This is a genomic window from Vibrio sp. 10N.239.311.G01, from assembly GCF_041465805.1.
Taxonomy (GTDB): Bacteria; Pseudomonadota; Gammaproteobacteria; order Enterobacterales; family Vibrionaceae; genus Vibrio; species Vibrio crassostreae_C.
Map to the genome: position 1 here is coordinate 146,837 of NZ_JBFSRM010000008.1, position 17,559 is coordinate 164,395.

The 17,559-nt window shown below is 44.5% G+C and carries 18 protein-coding genes; 1 reads left to right on the plus strand and 17 read right to left on the minus strand.

All coding sequences use genetic code 11. The features are described from left to right. Positions 1–414: 414 nt before the first annotated feature. The 12 genes from AB6D06_RS08995 to trmJ form a co-directional block, all read right to left on the minus strand. Complete coding sequence (locus AB6D06_RS08995; RefSeq protein ID WP_372100247.1) at positions 415–1,557, minus strand: bifunctional tRNA (adenosine(37)-C2)-methyltransferase TrmG/ribosomal RNA large subunit methyltransferase RlmN; 1,143 nt, start codon at positions 1,555–1,557, stop codon at positions 415–417. Positions 1,558–1,850: 293 nt separating this feature from the next. After that, positions 1,851–2,285, minus strand: coding sequence for a nucleoside-diphosphate kinase (gene ndk / locus AB6D06_RS09000; protein ID WP_010440533.1), 435 nt, complete (start codon positions 2,283–2,285; stop codon positions 1,851–1,853). A gap of 106 nt (positions 2,286–2,391) precedes the next feature. Then, positions 2,392–3,687 carry an aminopeptidase PepB gene (gene pepB / locus AB6D06_RS09005; RefSeq protein ID WP_016767136.1) on the minus strand — a complete coding sequence of 432 codons (1,296 nt, stop codon included), beginning with the start codon at positions 3,685–3,687 and terminating at the stop codon, positions 2,392–2,394. Between the two features lie 206 nt (positions 3,688–3,893). After that, positions 3,894–4,094: a Fe-S cluster assembly protein IscX gene (gene iscX / locus AB6D06_RS09010; RefSeq protein WP_010440526.1), complete on the minus strand. Its 201-nt coding sequence runs from the start codon at positions 4,092–4,094 to the stop codon at positions 3,894–3,896. Between the two features lie 147 nt (positions 4,095–4,241). Further along, on the minus strand, positions 4,242–4,580 hold the full coding sequence (gene fdx / locus AB6D06_RS09015) for an ISC system 2Fe-2S type ferredoxin (protein WP_010440525.1): 339 nt from the start codon (positions 4,578–4,580) through the stop codon (positions 4,242–4,244). Positions 4,581–4,600: 20 nt separating this feature from the next. Next, on the minus strand, positions 4,601–6,451 hold the full coding sequence (gene hscA, locus AB6D06_RS09020) for a Fe-S protein assembly chaperone HscA (protein WP_372110132.1): 1,851 nt from the start codon (positions 6,449–6,451) through the stop codon (positions 4,601–4,603). A 22-nt stretch (positions 6,452–6,473) separates the two neighbouring features. Beyond that, positions 6,474–6,989, minus strand: coding sequence for a co-chaperone HscB (gene hscB / locus AB6D06_RS09025; RefSeq protein ID WP_010440522.1), 516 nt, complete (start codon positions 6,987–6,989; stop codon positions 6,474–6,476). Between the two features lie 84 nt (positions 6,990–7,073). Continuing rightward, complete coding sequence (gene iscA, locus AB6D06_RS09030) at positions 7,074–7,397, minus strand: iron-sulfur cluster assembly protein IscA (protein WP_010440519.1); 324 nt, start codon at positions 7,395–7,397, stop codon at positions 7,074–7,076. Positions 7,398–7,495: 98 nt separating this feature from the next. Further along, complete coding sequence (gene iscU, locus AB6D06_RS09035) at positions 7,496–7,873, minus strand: Fe-S cluster assembly scaffold IscU (protein WP_004735094.1); 378 nt, start codon at positions 7,871–7,873, stop codon at positions 7,496–7,498. A 33-nt stretch (positions 7,874–7,906) separates the two neighbouring features. Next, entirely contained in the window at positions 7,907–9,121 is a 1,215-nt protein-coding gene (locus AB6D06_RS09040; protein WP_010440514.1) for an IscS subfamily cysteine desulfurase, read from the minus strand. Positions 9,122–9,148: 27 nt separating this feature from the next. Further along, a complete protein-coding gene (gene iscR, locus AB6D06_RS09045; RefSeq protein ID WP_010440512.1) occupies positions 9,149–9,670 on the minus strand; it encodes a Fe-S cluster assembly transcriptional regulator IscR in 522 nt (173 codons plus the stop codon). Between the two features lie 116 nt (positions 9,671–9,786). Further along, positions 9,787–10,515, minus strand: a complete 729-nt coding sequence (gene trmJ / locus AB6D06_RS09050; protein ID WP_010440509.1) for a tRNA (cytosine(32)/uridine(32)-2'-O)-methyltransferase TrmJ — start codon at positions 10,513–10,515, stop codon at positions 9,787–9,789. 181 nt (positions 10,516–10,696) lie between these two features. On the opposite strand from trmJ, the gene suhB reads away from it, so the two are divergent. Further along, complete coding sequence (gene suhB, locus AB6D06_RS09055; protein WP_010440508.1) at positions 10,697–11,500, plus strand: inositol-1-monophosphatase; 804 nt, start codon at positions 10,697–10,699, stop codon at positions 11,498–11,500. A 303-nt stretch (positions 11,501–11,803) separates the two neighbouring features. On the opposite strand, the gene secF is transcribed toward suhB, so the two are convergent. The 5 genes from secF to queA form a co-directional block, all read right to left on the minus strand. Next, positions 11,804–12,751 carry a protein translocase subunit SecF gene (gene secF, locus AB6D06_RS09060; protein WP_016788422.1) on the minus strand — a complete coding sequence of 316 codons (948 nt, stop codon included), beginning with the start codon at positions 12,749–12,751 and terminating at the stop codon, positions 11,804–11,806. A 14-nt stretch (positions 12,752–12,765) separates the two neighbouring features. Then, positions 12,766–14,622: a protein translocase subunit SecD gene (gene secD / locus AB6D06_RS09065; protein ID WP_372110133.1), complete on the minus strand. Its 1,857-nt coding sequence runs from the start codon at positions 14,620–14,622 to the stop codon at positions 12,766–12,768. Between the two features lie 20 nt (positions 14,623–14,642). Next, positions 14,643–14,972 carry a preprotein translocase subunit YajC gene (gene yajC, locus AB6D06_RS09070; RefSeq protein ID WP_004735087.1) on the minus strand — a complete coding sequence of 110 codons (330 nt, stop codon included), beginning with the start codon at positions 14,970–14,972 and terminating at the stop codon, positions 14,643–14,645. A gap of 110 nt (positions 14,973–15,082) precedes the next feature. Continuing rightward, positions 15,083–16,219 carry a tRNA guanosine(34) transglycosylase Tgt gene (gene tgt / locus AB6D06_RS09075; protein ID WP_017056177.1) on the minus strand — a complete coding sequence of 379 codons (1,137 nt, stop codon included), beginning with the start codon at positions 16,217–16,219 and terminating at the stop codon, positions 15,083–15,085. A gap of 190 nt (positions 16,220–16,409) precedes the next feature. After that, entirely contained in the window at positions 16,410–17,462 is a 1,053-nt protein-coding gene (gene queA / locus AB6D06_RS09080) for a tRNA preQ1(34) S-adenosylmethionine ribosyltransferase-isomerase QueA (RefSeq protein ID WP_017062523.1), read from the minus strand. Between the last annotated feature and the right edge of the window lie 97 nt (positions 17,463–17,559).

Genomic DNA, 17,559 nt, shown 5'->3' on the forward strand with positions numbered 1-17,559 from the left:
GCAGGTTGAGGAGAGCGTTTTCTTATTGTCGTTTAAGCTCAATCTAACAACCCACGTTATGTGGAATTTTTCCTGCTATCTAAATCATCAACCCTTAAAGGCGAACATCATTCATTTATTATGGATGACCTTCTCAGGAAGCTAGTTTATCAAGTAGCCAACCTAAATAGACATATTGATGATCAGTAGCAAGCGAGCACTTAAATTAATTTAAGATTAGTTAATCATAAGCTAATGCCATTACAAGGCAAAAACACTTTAAACAAAATTTACCGTCAGCTCATGGTTTTGTCCAAAATTTGACGAAAAATGTAAGAAAGCGTGGGCAAGAAGTCCAAAAAATCAAAAACTGCACCCCAGAAAAGCAACAAGCCAGAAGTAAGACTTCTGGCTTGTTTAGGTTCTAATCGCGTTTTATACCGCTTTTACTTCAATCACACCACCGGCAATCAAGTTCGCTTCAGAGGCTGCTTTAAGCATTTTAGTACGCTTGGTTCTATCAATCACATCACCGACTAACTGACCACACGCGGCATCAATATCATCACCACGAGTCTTACGAACGGTTACTGTGTAGTTGTATTCCATCAGCGTTTTTTGGAAGCGATCAATACGAGAGTTGCTTGGCTTCTTATAAGGCGACCCCGGGTAAGGGTTGAATGGAATCAAGTTGATCTTACAAGGCGTCTCTTTCATTAGCTCAGCAAGTTCACGTGCGTGGTCCATATCATCATTCACATGATCCAATAACACGTACTCAACCGTTACTTTACCGCGGTTAGCATTTGAAGATGCAATGTAACGACGAACAGATGCTAGGAAGTCTTGGATATCCCAACGGTCGTTGATCGGCATGATTTGGCTACGTAGTGCATCGTTTGGTGCATGTAGAGAAATCGCAAGTGCTACGTCGATGTTATCAGTCATTTGGTCAAGGCCAGATACAACACCAGAAGTTGATACCGTTACACGACGCTTAGACAGTGCGAAGCCAAGATCATCAAGCATGATTTCTAATGATGGAATTAGATTCTTCATGTTCAATAGAGGTTCACCCATACCCATCATTACAACGTTAGTAATTGGGCGACGACCTGTTTCTTTCTCTAGACCGATCTCACGAGATGCACGCCAAATTTGACCAACAATCTCTGAAACTTTTAGGTTACGATTAAAGCCTTGTTGAGCTGTTGAACAGAATTTACACTCAAGTGCACAACCAACTTGTGAAGATACACATAGCGTCGCACGGTCACCATCTGGGATGTATACGGTTTCAACGTCTTGGTCGCCAACGCTCATAGCCCATTTAATTGTGCCATCTGTAGAGTGCTGAGCTTCAGAAACAACAGGTGCAACAATCTCACAACGACGTTGAAGTTTCTCACGTAACTTTTTGTTAATGTTGTTCATTTGTTCGAAGTCATCGACACCGAAGTGATAAATCCACTTCATCACTTGCTCTGCTCTAAACGCTTTCTCATTCAGTTCTTCTGTGAAAAATTTACGAAGACCTTTACGATCAAAATCGAGTAGATTGACTTTAGCTGTGGTCATGATGCCTCTCAGTGACGGAACAATAATTAAGGGCGCGAATTGTACAGGCTTTACGCAACTTCAACAAGCACTGTAAAACCCTGTGTTTACTAAGACATTCAAACTTAAATGATTAAAATTTGAACAATTTAATTTATCGGCCTGAGATTAACCAATTTGAAGAAAAGATTACCGATTAAGCTCCTCCGTCGCTCTCGGGAATGACGACGAAATAGATTATCGAGAATGCAAAGTCCACATACAAAAAAGACTCCACCGAAGTGAAGCCTTTATTGATACTTGCTGTTGTCTGCTTATTCAGCTGGGCGCGGGCAAATTTCAGATTCTGGGAAGAAGAATTCGATTTCACGAGCTGCTGACTCAGGGCTGTCACTGCCATGTACTGAGTTGTAACGCATGCTGATAGCGTAGTCAGCACGGATAGTGCCGCATGCTGCTTCTTCTGGGTTTGTTTTGCCCATCAATTCGCGGTAACGAGCAATCGCGTTTTCGCCTTCAAGTACTTGAACCATGATAGGACCAGAAGTCATAAACTCTTTAAGAGCCGGGAAGAATTCTTTGCCTTCGTGTTCTGCGTAGAAGCCACTTGCTTGTTCTTCAGTAAGACGAACCATTTTAGCAGCAATAATTTCTAGGCCTGCCTTTTCGATGCGGTGGTAGATTTCACCAACAAGGTTACGCTTAACTGCATCTGGCTTAACAATTGAGAACGTTCTTTCTAGAGCCATAGGGATTCCTTCACTTCATTTTTTTGTTATTAAATACTGAAATTACTGAGATCATTCGATCTTAGTTTCTGAATGAGCGGCATCGAAATACCGCACATTCTTATTATTATTTTGCTTGATCGATAAGAAGGCGAGCGAGCGTACGAACACCCATACCCGTTGCACCAGCCGACCATTTATCACTTGCAGATTTACGGTAAGTACCTGAGCAATCCAGGTGAATCCAACCTTTTTTGTAGTCGTCTACAAAGTAAGAAAGGAATGCAGCAGCGGTACTTGCACCCGGCGTGTAATCTCCTGAACTGATGTTTGAAAGATCAGCAAAGTTTGAAGGCAGCATACCACGGTGGAAATCAGCAAGAGGCAGTGGCCATAGGCCTTCTTTCTCTTGGTTCGCAGCCGTTAGCGCTTGGTGAGACAGTTCATCATCGAAGCTTAATAGTGCATGGTAGTCGTTACCTAGTGCATTTTTCGCTGCGCCAGTTAGCGTTGCGCAATCAATGATCAATTCTGGATTTTGTGCACTTGCGTACATCAAACCATCAGCAAGAACCAAGCGACCTTCAGCGTCAGTATTCATGATCTCAACCGTCTTACCATTTTTGTAGGTAATGATGTCGCCAAGCTTCAATGCACGACCAGAGATCATGTTCTCTGCACAACATAGAATAAGCTTAATACGCTTGTTCAAGCCACGTTCAATTGCAAGACCAAGGCCACCAGTGATGGTTGCAGCGCCGCCCATATCAGCCTTCATTGCTGTCATGAATTGACCTGGCTTGATGCTGTAACCGCCTGAGTCGAAAGTGATACCTTTACCGACTAGACAAGCAAATACAGGTGCATTTTCGTCGCCTGTTGGGTTGAAATCCAATTGAAGCATTGCTGATGTACGCTCAGAGCCACGCCCTACTGCGTAGATGCCTTCCCAACCTTCAGTTAGTAGATCTTTATCTTTAACGATTTTCGCTTTCACTGTGCCTGCTGGCGCCACTGACTTGATGTATTCAGCAGCCATTGTCGCTAATTGACGAGGTGCCACTTCTTCAGCGGTTTTGTTGATAATGTCACGAGTCCAATCAGTAGCACGAATGCGAGCTTCTAGCTCTACTTGATCAGCTTCTGAAAGTGCATCCCATTCCAATGCATTCTTTTTCTTTGGTCCACGGTAGCCTTGGTAGAAAGCCCAAACGCTTTCTAGATCCCAACCTTCACCACGAAGTGAAACGAATGCGATACCTTGTCCGTCAAGCGTACGACCAGCACGTTGAACTGCGCCTAAATCGTGACCTTCACCAATGTGAATTGTCGCTCCTGCTTCAGAAAACGATAAAATAGCTCTAGCTCCCCACTGAGGCTGGGCAGCTTCTTGACTTAAAAATACTGACATCTGTGTAGACATGATTTCTCCTTGTCATGAACCACCGTTATTAAGTGGTTCTGATTATTTTTTATTAGCGCACTGATGTTAGCATTATGTAGGAGTAAAATGTCATTTTGATAAAAAAACGGACCATAAGGTCCGCTATTTTTAGTAAGAATTGTTAACTTGGCTGCGTTTTATATTGGACTGATGCCAACCCACAACCTAATCATTAGACAAGAGGATTAATCCATCTCATCCATCCAGCACAAAATAATAGCCTCTAAGATTTTCTCATTAGAGTTGTTCGGCGCGTCGTCGAACTCTTCAAGGTCTAACACCCACTGATGCAAATCGGTAAAACGAACCGTTTTAGGGTCAGTATCTGGGTACAAATCACATAGTTCAATTGCGATATCTCGCGAATCAATCCACTTCAAGCTCATAACACTTCCTTATTTTTATCAGCGACGCTCTGTCACCTTTATGATCTATATTCTAGGCCTGTTTCTTAACATGGCTGTTCTAGTAATGGTTGTCTAAATAATAATTACACAGTTATAACCATAGAAACCGTTACTAAAAACAAGTTCTTAGTGATCTTCAGAAGCTAGGTTCAGCGTGTACTTTGGAATCTCTACAACAAGATCCGTATCAGCAACTTTAGCTTGGCAACCTAGGCGGGATTCCATCTCTAAGCCCCATGCTTTATCTAGCATGTCGTCTTCTAGGTCATCGCTCTCTTCTAAAGAATCAAAGCCTTCACGAATCACAACGTGACATGTAGTACATGCACACGACTTCTCACATGCGTGTTCAATACCAATACCGGCCTTCAATGCAACATCAAGAACCGTCTCACCAGTTTTTGCTTCTAAAACAGCGCCTTCTGGACATAGATCTTCGTGAGGTAAAACAATAATCTTTGGCATGTTTATCTATTCTCTAACTATTAAATATTATCGACTGACTGACCTGACAGTGCAGCACGAATTGATTTATCCATACGACGAGAAGCAAAGTCTTGGCTCGCTTTGTCGATATTTTTAATTTCTAGTTCAATGGCATCGGCATTGTCGCCATTGCGCACTTCAATCAGTGCTTCAATGGCTTGAACAAGTTGTTGCTTGCCTTGCTCATCCAGCAACTCATCACCATCGGCTTGCATCGCAGCAATTAAGCCTTCAATAACGCGATCCGCTTCTACGCGTTGCTCAGCAAGAGCACGCGCTTGCATGTCTTCTTTTGCAAACGTCATCGAATCTTTCAGCATGCTGGCCACTTCGTTATCGCTTAGACCGTAAGAAGGCTTAACTTGGATTTCAGCTTGAACGCCAGTGCTCTTCTCCATTGCGGTAACCGACAGTAGACCATCAGCATCCACTTGGTAAGTAACGCGAATATGAGCAGCGCCTGCTGTCATCGGCGGGATGCCTTTCAAAGCAAATCGAGCCAGTGAACGACAGTCATCAACCATCTCACGCTCGCCTTGCACGGTGTGTACTGTCATTGCAGTTTGACCGTCTTTGAACGTGGTAAACTCTTGTGCACGAGCTACTGGGATCGTGGTATTACGAGGGATGATCTTTTCGACTAAGCCACCCATGGTTTCGATACCCAGTGACAGAGGGATAACATCCAATAGCAGCATCTCAGAGTCAGGCTTGTTGCCAACTAAGATATCCGCTTGAATCGATGCGCCAATCGCAACCACTTCATCAGGGTTAATACTGGTTAATGGAGTACGACCAAAGAAGCCACCGACCATTTCACGAACAAGTAAGGTACGAGTTGAACCACCTACCATCACGACTTCTAGTACTTCATCCGCGTCAACTTCCGAATCTTTCAGTGCTCGGCGGCACGAAAGCAGCGTTTTCTTAACTAGTGGCTTGATGATCTCTTCGAACTCTTCACGAGTTAATGAGCCAGACCAACCTAGTGCTTCAACATTAACGCTTTCAGCTTCAGATAAGCCAATCTTCGCTTCTGTTGCTGCGTCTAGAAGAATACGGTTCTGTTCTGCTGTCAGCTCTAACAAGCCCATTTGCTCTTGGAAATGATCCGCAATTAAATGGTCAAAGTCATCGCCGCCTAATGCAGAGTCACCACCGGTTGCTAAAACTTCGAAGACACCTTTAGACAGGCGTAGGATAGAGATATCAAACGTACCACCGCCTAAGTCATAAACAGCGATTACCCCTTCTTTACCTGAATCCAAGCCATAAGCAATCGCAGCTGCAGTGGGTTCATTAAGAAGACGTAACACATGAAGACCAGCAAGTTGCGCTGCGTCTTTGGTACCTGCACGTTGTGCATCATCAAAGTACGCAGGGACGGTAATCACGGCACCAGCCAATTCACCACCTAACGTCGACTCAGCACGTTGACCGAGTGCACGAAGAATATCTGCAGATACTTGAATTGGGTTCTTATTTCCTTGCGCTGTGTTAATCACAGGCAGGCCATTATCACTTTCTTCAAACTGATATGGCAGAGATGGGTATCGCTGTTGAATATCTGACAGTGAACGACCGATTAATCGCTTAACTGAGATAATGGTATTTTTAGGATCAGTTTGTGCATTTACACGCGCTTCATCACCAGTGGTGTACGACTCTGACTGATAGTGAACAACGGAAGGGAGAATACTGCGACCTTGTTGATCAACAAGCGTGCTCGCCTCACCACTGCGCACTGACGCAACCAATGAGTTTGTTGTACCTAAATCAATACCCACTGCAAGCTTGTGCTGGTGAGGAGCGGCGCTTTGCCCTGGTTCTGCAATCTGAAGTAGTGCCATGGATGTGTCCTTGTTATACGAACTAGCCGATCAAACGATCTTCAACTAACTCGATTTCATTCTTTAATTTTGCAATAAACTTAAGCTTTCTTACTCGGTCTGCAGCTTCTAACCAAGCTTCGCTGTCGAGTTCTTGTTGGATAGCGCTTAATTGTTGTTTATACATTTTGCTAACCTTTCCTTCAAATGCAAACAAAGCATCTTCAGGATCAGAACTGTCGGCGATATCTTCCAGCTCTTCACGCAATTCCATTTGCTCCATCAGGAACATAGGATCTTGCATAGTCTGCTGCTCACCACGAATATCCTCACCATGTTGAACTAACAGGTATTCAGCACGGCTGACTGGATTTTTCAACACCTGGTACGCATCATTGATTTGCGCAGCTTTTTGCACAGCCAGCAAGCGATCTCGCTCAGAAGCCGTGGCAAATTTATCAGGGTGGAATTGGCGTTGCAGATCTCTAAACTGAGAAGAAAGAAGGCTACCATCCAGTTGAAACTGAAGTGGTAGCCCAAATAATTCGAAATGATTCATGTAACGGTGGTCCTAAGTTTAGGCTCTTTACTTAGAGCCTAATTTTATTCTTCGCTCATTATAAACGCTCAACGATTGAGGCGTTTATACATTGAAGCTCTCACCACAACCACATTCGCCTTTCGCGTTAGGGTTGTTGAATTCAAAACCTTCGTTTAGGCCTTCTTTTACGTAATCAAGCTCAGTACCGTCTAGGTAAACTAGGCTCTTTGGATCAATGATGACCTTAACACCTGAATGCTCGAACACTTCGTCTTCTTCGTTGAGCTCGTCAACGAATTCCAGTACATACGCCATACCCGAACAGCCAGTAGTTTTTACCGCTAAGCGCAACCCGATACCTTTACCTCGGTTATCTAGGAAAGCTTGAACTCGGCTTGCTGCCGTATCTGTCATGGTGATGGCCATACTACAACCTTGTGTTTTATATAAATTGAGAACTCAGGGGGAGCACAAAGGGTGCTCCCAAATATTACTTTTTTGAAGTGATTACGTTGTAGAAACGATTAGTGTTTCTTTTTGTAATCCGCAACCGCTGCTTTGATTGCATCTTCAGCAAGAATTGAACAGTGAACTTTCACTGGTGGCAACTCTAGCTCTTCTGCGATTTCAGAGTTTTTAATAGCAGCTGCTTCATCAATACTTTTACCTTTAACCCACTCAGTTACTAGTGAGCTAGAAGCGATTGCGCTACCGCAACCGTAAGTCTTGAATTTTGCGTCTTCAATAATACCTTCTGCAGATACTTTGATTTGCAGTTTCATTACGTCACCACAAGCTGGTGCGCCAACCATGCCGCTACCTACACTTGGATCTTCTTTATCAAACGAACCTACGTTACGTGGGTTTTCGTAGTGATCAATTACTTTTTCGCTATATGCCATGATAGTTACCTCGAATCCTCTATTTCCGTGAGATTAGTGATGAGCCCACTCAACAGTGTTCAAATCAATCCCTTCTTTATACATATCCCATAGAGGAGACATGTCGCGTAATTTATTTACTGCTACACGGATTTGTGCAATCGCGTAGTCGATTTCTTCTTCCGTAGTGAAACGGCCGAATGAAAAACGTACTGAGCTGTGTGCCAGTTCATCGTTTAAGCCAAGAGCGCGTAAAACGTATGAAGGCTCAAGACTCGCTGATGTACATGCAGAACCTGATGATACCGCTAAGTCTTTTAAAGACATAAGCAGAGATTCACCTTCAACGAAAGCAAAGCTCACGTTTAGGTTATGTGGTACACGTTGATCTAAGTCGCCATTTACCGTTACTGCTTCTAGATCTTGAACCCCTTTCAATAGACGCTCGCGAAGTGCTAGTGCGTGGTCATAATCTTTCTGCATGTCTTGTTTAGCGACAGCAAAAGCTTCACCCATACCCACGATTTGGTGAGTAGCAAGCGTACCAGAACGGAAACCACGTTCGTGACCTCCACCGTGCATCTGTGCTTCAAGACGAATACGTGGCTTACGACGAACGTACAAAGCACCAATGCCTTTAGGGCCGTATGCTTTGTGTGCAGAAAGAGAGATAAGGTCAACTTTCATCTCTTTTACATCTAGTGGGATTTTACCCGCAGACTGAGCCGCATCAACGTGGAAGATGATCTTGCGTGAACGACATAATTCGCCGATTGCAGAGATATCTTGGATTACACCAATCTCGTTGTTTACGTGCATGATAGAAACAAGAACCGTATCTTCACGCATTGCTGCTTGTAGCTTGTCTAAATCAATGATGCCGTTTGCTTCAGGCTCAAGGTAAGTCACCTCAAAACCTTCACGCTCTAGTTGGCGACATGGATCAAGAACCGCTTTATGTTCTGTTTTACACGTGATTACGTGCTTACCTTTCTTCTCGTAAAAGTGCGCTGCACCTTTGATAGCAAGGTTGTCTGACTCTGTAGCACCTGACGTGAAAACAATCTCACGTGGGTCTGCATTTAGTAGATCGGCAATTTGCTCACGAGCATTATCTACTGATTCTTCTGCCTGCCAGCCGTAACGGTGTGAACGAGATGCAGGGTTACCGAAGTTACCGTCCATCGTCATGCACTGAACCATTTTTTCAGCAACACGTGGATCGACTGGGCATGTAGCTGAATAGTCAAAGTAAATAGGCAGTTTCATTTTCTACTCCAATGTAAAAACTGACCGCTAAGAGCGGGCATTAACACCGTGAGGTGCTGCACTAATCGTTGTAGTGCTCGTATTTTTATGTGCAAAACCATTATTAACCGCAAGATCGATATCTTGACGATCAGAAATCTCTAAAACTTCGTTATCTTTCATTAGCTCACCGAGCGTAATGTCATTTAAGAAGCTGCTGATTCGGGAGCTTAAATCACGCCAAAGAGTGTGAGTTAAACAACGACTACCACCTTGGCAATCTGCTCGACCGTGACACTTGGTTGCATCCACTGATTCGTCTACTGCTGCAATAACAGTTCCGACAGCAATGTCGCTCGCTTCAGCACCTAAGCGGTAACCACCACCAGGGCCGCGAACACTAGCAACTAAGCCAGCTTTACGTAACTTAGAAAAGAGTTGTTCTAAGTAAGATAACGAGATGCCTTGTCGCTCTGAAATATCAGCCAGAGGAACTGGGCTTTTTTGCGAATGCAGTGCTACATCTAGCATAGCTGTTACCGCATATCTTCCTTTAGATGTAAGTTTCATATCACACCGTATCCACATTGTTTATGTGGTTGGAATTTTCCCATACCCGACTAAATTGGTCAAGTATTTAGTTGACTATTTTAGTCAAGTATTCATCCCTAGAGGTTGTATGGGATTTATTTGCCCGATTTACTCTTCTCAATCGAAGTCAAAATACCGCGCAAAGTGTTGATCTCTTGAAGCTCTGGGCGAGCACGGCTGAATAGACGACGTAACTTGTTCATCACCTGACCCGGCTTATCCTTAGAGATAAATTGGGTATCAATGATCACTTTTTCAAGGTGCTCATAGAACATTTCTAGTTCTTCGTGACGTGGGTAGTCATCTTGTTGTTGTGGCTGATATTGGCTAGCCACCATATCAAGGTGTGCAACACGAACTTCGTAGCTCAGAGTCTGTACCGCCATCGCTAGATTTAATGAGCTGTATTCTGGGTTAGCAGGGATACATACGTGATAGTGACATTTCTGCAACTCGTCATTCGTTAAGCCAGTACGTTCACGACCGAACACTAATGCGACTGGATGTTTTTGACCTTCAACGGCAAACTTTTCGCCACACTCGCGAGGCTCAAGCATTGGCCACTCAAGCGTACGAGAACGAGCACTTGAGCCTACAACCAAACCACAGTCTTTTACTGCTTCTTCTAGAGTAGAAACAATGGTCGCGTTTTCTGCGATGTCACCTGCACCCGCAGCCAGTGCTAAGGTCTGCTCGTCAACTTCACATTGAGGGTCTACAAGAACCAACTGACTCAAACCCATCACTTTCATTGCGCGAGCTGCTGAGCCGATATTTCCCGAATGAGACGTACCAACCAGAACGACTTTTACATTGTCTAACATGCTATATGACACCACTTTAAAAATAATCGCGAGATATTAACACATAGCAAAGTAAAATGGTCAGACCCTTAACGGAATGTGAAACCAAGAGTTCAAAAAATAACCACTTCCCTTTTACGGAAACTTTGGTATACTCGCCGCCGCTTTAAATTGTTCTTTAACATCTTGTGGGAAAAACCATATGCATCCAATGCTAAACATTGCGATACGCGCTGCGCGTAAAGCTGGCAACCATATTGCTAAATCTCTTGAAACAACTGATAAGATCGAAACATCTCTAAAAGGTAACAACGATTACGTTACTAACATTGCTCAAGAAGCTGAGTACATGATTATTGAGACAATCAAATCATCTTACCCAGAGCACAGCATTATTTCTGAAGAGTCAGGCCTGACTGAAGGTAAAGACTCTGACGTACAATGGATCGTTGACCCACTAGATGGCACCAACAACTTTGTAAAAGGTTTCCCTCACTTCTCTGTATCTATTGCTGTTCGTATGAACGGTCGTACAGAAGTTGCTTGTGTTTATGACCCAATGCTAAACGAGCTATTCACTGCTCAACGTGGCGCTGGCGCTCAACTTAACAACGCTCGTATGCGTGTTACTCAACTTAAAGACCTTCAAGGTACTGTTTTAGCGACTGGTTTCCCATTCAAGCAAAAACAACACTCTGAATCTTTCATGAAAATCATCTCAGCTTTATTCGTAGATTGCGCTGACTTCCGTCGTACTGGTTCTCCAGCTCTTGACCTATGTTACCTAGCGGCTGGTCGTGTTGACGGTTACCTAGAACTTGGTCTTAAGCCATGGGATCTAGCTGCTGGCGATCTAATCGCTCGTGAAGCTGGCGCTATCATGACTGACTTTGCTGGCGGCACTGACTACATGACGTCTGGTAATGTTGTTGCTTCAAGTGCACGTGGTGTTAAGTCTATTCTTAAGCACGTTCGCGAGAACTCTAACGAAGGTATGCTGAAGTAATTCAGACCTTACGTTAATGCTCTTTAGTTAAGGGCAAAAAATTTAATGAAGAGCCTCGCTATCCGCGGGGCTTTTTTGTATCTGCGGTACGAGATACGAGCAAGACGACGGTTAGTACAGTGAGCACAAATCACTTACCCTATCAGTTGCATTTAGCCCCTCACTTGATAGTGATTTACGGATTGGTAAATGCTAAAAAGCCCCTTAGATAGCACAAGCTTACCTATAAAATACAAATATAAAAAAACCGCTAGTTGCCTAGCGGTTTTTTTTTGGTTTAGCGAAACTTGTTAGGTTTTAGGCCTAAGGCATTTCGTCAAACTCTTCACCTTCTTTGTCCACTTGTGGTGGCATTAGGTGTTCACGCGTGATACCCAACTTCATAGCCAGTGCTGATGCAACGTAGATAGAAGAGTAAGTACCCACTGTAATACCTAATAGAAGTGCAGTCGCGAAGCCGTGAATCATAGCACCACCCTGTACAAACAGAGCGATAACCACGAACAACGTTGTACCAGAAGTGATCAATGTACGGCTCAATGTTTGTGTGATTGAGCTGTTCAGTACTTCAGGTGCTTCGCCTTTACGCATCTTACGGAAGTTCTCACGAATCCGGTCAAATACCACTATGGTATCGTTGAGGGAGTAACCGACCACCGTAAGCAAGGCTGCTACGATAGTAAGGTCTACCTCAATTTGCATTAGAGAGAACACACCTAGTGTGATGATAACGTCGTGTGCTAGGGCTAATACAGCACCTGCAGCCAAACGCCATTCAAATCGCACTGACACGTAGATCAAGATACAGATAAGAGAAACTAGAATAGCAAGGCCACCAGCTTCTGTTAGTTCATCACCCACGTTTGGACCAACGAACTCGATACGGCGCATTTCAACTTGCTCACCAGTACCATCTTTAATTGCAGTCAGGATCTGGTTACCAAGCGTTTCGCCTGCAACACCGTCACGTGGACGTAGACGAACCATTACCTCACGCGCAGAACCAAAGTTCTGAACCGTAGCATCACCAAAGCCTTCAGCTTCTAGTGCACTTCGAATGTCAGGTAGGTTTGCTGGTTGCTCGAAACCCACTTCAATCAGCGTACCGCCGGTAAAATCTAAACCCCAGTTCAACGACTTCGTTGTTAAGGTGAAGATAGCAGTACCAATCATCAAGATAGAGAATACAAAGGCAACCTTTGACCAACGCATAAAGTCGATCATTTTTTCTGCTTTTAGAATCTGAAACATATTAATTCCTAGCCTTAGATCGACAGTTTCTTAACGCGTTTGCCGCCATACATCAGGTTCACGATACAACGTGTTCCGATAATAGCTGTAAACATTGAAGTCAAGATACCGATAGACAGCGTTACCGCGAAGCCTTTGATAGCACCCGTACCCACAGCAAATAGAATGATTGCTGTTAGTAGTGTGGTGATGTTGGCATCGGCGATTGTGCTGAATGCGTTCGCGTAACCTTGGTGAATCGCTTGTTGTGGACTGCGTCCATCTCGAAGCTCTTCACGTATACGCTCAAAGATCAGAACGTTCGCATCGACCGCCATACCGACCGTTAATACGATACCGGCAATACCTGGCAGGGTCATGGTAGCCCCCGGGATCATCGACATCACACCGATAATCAACACCAAGTTAGCCATTAGCGCAACGTTCGCAATCAGACCAAAGCTACGGTAGTAAAGCAGCGTGAATAACATAACCGCAGCCATACCCCAAACCATCGCCATGATACCCATATCGATGTTTTGCTGCCCCATAGATGGACCAATGGTACGTTCTTCTACAATCGAGATAGGCGCAATCAATGCACCAGCACGAAGTAGAAGTGCCAAGTTATGAGCTTCAGCTGTTGAATCAATACCAGTAATACGGAAGTTACGACCAAGTGCAGATTGAATCGTCGCTTGGTTAATCACTTCTTCGTGCTTACTCAAGATAACTCGACCTTCCGGTGTTTTACGACCGCTGTCTTTGTACTCTGCAAATACCGTTGCCATTAGCTTACCGATATTCTGACGAGAGAACGCAGACATCTTGCTGCCACCTTCGCTGTCTAGCGAGATGTTAACTTGAGGGCGACCATATTCATCAACACTTGAGCTTGCATCAGTAATACTTGAACCGCCTAGAATAACGCGCTTCTTAAGTACCACAGGACGACCATCACGATCTTGCTTGATTTCGCTACCCGCAGGGGTACGACCAGAAGCGGCAGCGGCTAAGTCAGCACTGCTATCCACTTCACGGAACTCAAGCGTCGCGGTAGCACCAAGAATTTCTTTAGCGCGAGCCGTGTCTTGAACACCAGGCAACTCCACTACGATACGGCTAGAGCCTTGACGTTGAACCAAAGGTTCAGCAACACCAAGTTCGTTTACACGGTTACGTAGAATGGTAATGTTTTGCTCTACCGCGTAGTTGCGGATTTCTTGAAGACGAGCCTCTGTGAAGCTAGCAACCAAAGAAAAACGACCATTAGATTCAGAATCTACAAACGTCATGTCTTGGTGCTTAGATTGCAGTAGCGATTTAGCTTCAGCAAGTTGCTCGGCGTTACGTAGAATCACTTCAACCGCATCTTTACCAGACGGGCGAATTGCACGGTAACGGATTTTCTCTTCACGAAGTTCACTACGGAACGCTTCTTCTTGTTGGCCAACCAGCTTTTGCATCGCAGCGTCCATATCCACTTCCATCAAGAAGTGAACACCACCACGTAGGTCAAGACCAAGTTTCATTGGTGCAGCACCAATAGATTCAAGCCAATCAGGAGTTGAAGCCGCTAAGTTTAAAGCAACGATTACATCTTCATCTAATGCTTCTGTGATGATATCACGGGCACTAATTTGCGTATCTGTATCGTTAAAGCGAACAAGAATGGAACCGTTTTCTAGAGCAACGGATTTAGTAGAAAGGTTCTCTGCTTCCAGAGCATTGGTGACAGCATCCAGCGTAGACAGATCTACAGAGGCGCCACGCGCCCCTGTAACTTGAACTGCCGGATCTTCACCGTATATATTCGGAAGTGCGTACAACGCGGCGATAGCGATGGCAAACACCACCATCAAATACTTCCATAACGGATAACGGTTTAGCACAGCGAGGATCCTCTAGCTGTTTATAGTGATTTCAGAGTACCTTTTGGTAGCACTGCTGTAACGAAGTCTTTCTTGATAACAACTTCGTTGTTTGCGTTCAGTTCGATAGCAACGTAGTCGCTGTCTTCTGCAATCTTAGTAATCTTACCGATTAGACCGCCGCTTGTTAGAACTTCATCGCCTTTGCCCATAGAAGACATAAGGCTCTTATGCTCTTTTACGCGCTTAGCTTGTGGGCGGTAGATCATGAAGTAGAAGATCACAGCGAACATACCTAGCATGATAAGCATTTCGAAACCGCCGCCTGCTGGTGCACCTTCTACTGCTGCGTGAGCTTGAGAAATAAACATTTAAAACATCCTCTATTATATTTTCGTAATTGTTTGTCTAATTGGGTCGCATCCCTTTATTTTCAAGCCCCATCACTCGGAAGAGAGATAGGGCTCGCAAAAAAGAAATACTAAGATTCTTTACCTAGTGGTGGCACTTCACGCCCCATTCTTGCGTAGAACTCTGCAACGAACTCTTCAAAGCGGTCTTCATCGATAGACTGACGAATGTCTGACATTACTCGTTGGTAGAAACGCAGGTTATGAATCGTGTTCAGTCGAGCACCTAGGATTTCGTTACAACGATCCAAATGGTGTAAGTACGACTTGCTGTAGTTCTTACAAGTGTAACAGTCACACTCTGAATCTAGTGGTGTTGTATCGGTTTTATGCTTCGCATTACGGATCTTGATCACACCTTCAGTCACAAACAGGTGGCCGTTACGTGCATTTCGCGTTGGCATTACACAGTCAAACATGTCGATACCACGACGAACACCTTCAACCAAGTCTTCCGGTTTGCCTACGCCCATTAGGTAACGTGGCTTATCTTCTGGCAGTTGAGGACATGTGTGCTCAAGAATGCGGTGCATATCTTCTTTTGGTTCGCCTACTGCTAGGCCGCCTACTGCGTAACCGTCAAAACCAATTTCAGTTAGGCCTTTAACGGATACATCACGAAGGTCTTCGTACACGCCACCTTGAACGATACCGAACAGTGAGTTCGGGTTTTCAAGTTTGTCGAAGTGGTTACGTGAACGCTCAGCCCAACGAAGAGACATCTCCATGGAGTCTTTTGCTTCTTTGTGTGTCGCTGGGTAAGGCGTACACTCATCGAAGATCATTACGATGTCTGAACCTAAATCTTTTTGGATTTCCATAGACTTCTCAGCGTCCATGAAGATCTTGTCACCGTTTACAGGGTTACGGAAATGAACACCCTCTTCAGTGATTTTACGCATTGCACCTAGGCTGAATACTTGGAAGCCGCCTGAATCAGTCAGGATAGGACCGTGCCAGTTCATGAAATCGTGCAGGTCACCGTGCATTTTCATGATTTCTTGACCAGGACGTAGCCATAGGTGGAATGTGTTACCTAATAGGATTTCAGCACCTGTGTCTTTTACTTCTTCAGGTGTCATACCTTTAACAGTACCGTAAGTACCTACAGGCATGAATGCTGGGGTTTCGACGGTACCGCGTTCAAACTGAAGTTGACCACGACGTGCGCCGCTATTAGTTTTTTTAAGTTCGTATTTTAATTTCACGAAGCCTCCAATATGCCAGAGAAACAATCTGACTGTTAATTCAGAACCTTAGGCCAAACAAAAGTTCAGTCTAGTGGGTTCTATGAGGAGCGGTCGCGTATTCCTTGCGAGAGATTAGACAGACACCCTGCCCGACTCCTAGCTTACTGCTAGCACCCGTAAATTTTTGTATCGCTTAAACCAGCTTAAGTTAGCTCGTTTTCTTATTGATGAACATCGCATCGCCGTAGCTGAAGAAACGGTATTCGCTCTTCACGGCGTGATCGTAAGCGCCCATCACATTATCGTAGCCAGCAAATGCACTCACCAACATAATCAGTGTTGATTCTGGCAAGTGGAAGTTGGTAATCAGGCAATCCACTAACTGGTATTCATAGCCAGGGAAGATGAAGATTTCTGTATCACCAAAGAAAGGAACGAGCTCGGTGCCTTTCTTCAATGCATCTTGCGCTGCACTTTCTAGTGAGCGTACTGATGTTGTACCAACAGCAATAATACGTCCGCCACGAGCTTTTGCTGCAGCTACGGCGTCAACCACTTCTTGCGGCACTTCAACGTACTCAGCATGCATGTGGTGATCATTGATGTTATCTACTTTTACTGGCTGGAACGTACCAGCACCAACGTGAAGCGTCACGTAAGCAAACTCAACACCTTTTTCTTTCATGTCGGCCATTAGCTTGTCATCAAAGTGAAGGCCTGCTGTTGGCGCTGCAACCGCACCCGGCTTTTCATTATAGACAGTCTGGTAGCGCTCTTTATCTGCATCTTCATCAGGACGATCGATGTAAGGAGGCAGTGGCATGTGACCAACACTGTTAAGAATCTCTAAAACGCTTTGATCGGATGTGAAATGGATTTCGAATAACGCATCGTGACGCGCCACCATTTCAGCTTCATATTCATCGTTCTCACCAAGGAACAACTTGGTACCCGGCTTCGGTGATTTAGAACAACGAACATGCGCAAGAATGCTTTTCTCATCAAGCATACGTTCAACCAGCACTTCAAGCTTACCGCCTGATGCCTTGCGACCAAATACACGAGCTGGAATCACTCGAGTGTTATTGAAAACAACAAGATCGCCTGGCTCAACCAAGTCTAAAACGTCTTTAAACGAACCATCAGCTAGGTTACCGCTGTTGCCATCTAATTTAAGCAGGCGGCTTGCTGTACGCTCCTCTTGAGGGTAGCGAGCAATGAGTTCATCTGGTAGGTCAAAGTGAAAATCTGAAACTTGCATGTGTCTAGTCTTGTCTTAGTTGATGAGATTTGTGCCGTTGACGAATCATAAATCGTAGTTGCTGGATAATCGTTACGGTAAGTCAATCGTTACCAGA